This is a genomic window from Psychrobacter sp. CAL346-MNA-CIBAN-0220 (genome assembly GCF_040309805.1).
Taxonomy (GTDB): domain Bacteria; phylum Pseudomonadota; class Gammaproteobacteria; order Pseudomonadales; family Moraxellaceae; genus Psychrobacter.
In genome coordinates, this window is the sequence record NZ_JBEOPF010000437.1 from 1 (window position 1) to 259 (window position 259).

The following is a 259-nucleotide window of genomic DNA, read 5'->3' on the forward strand; positions in this document are numbered from 1 at the left end:
TTGTAGCATTGCCGCAAGCTGTGCGAGTTCTTGCGATGCCTGTGCATTTTGCTGTGAGCTTTCGCTAACCGACGTGATACTCGCGCTAAACTCATTAATATTACTGCTTAGCTCATTTGCGACCATTTTTTGCTCCTGAGTTGCGGTTGATATTTGAGTATTCATATCTGCAATTTCAGTAACTTCACGGTTAATTTCGCTGAGCACCTGCGAAGAATAATTAGCATGGTCAACACTCTCTTTAGCGCTGCTTTCAGCG

General features: G+C 44.0%; 1 protein-coding gene. It reads right to left on the reverse strand.

What is annotated here, in order from left to right; genetic code table 11:
• Positions 1–259, reverse strand: a 259-nt coding sequence (locus tag AAEY88_RS14280; RefSeq protein ID WP_350563450.1) for a hypothetical protein, incomplete at both ends; no start/stop codon positions are given.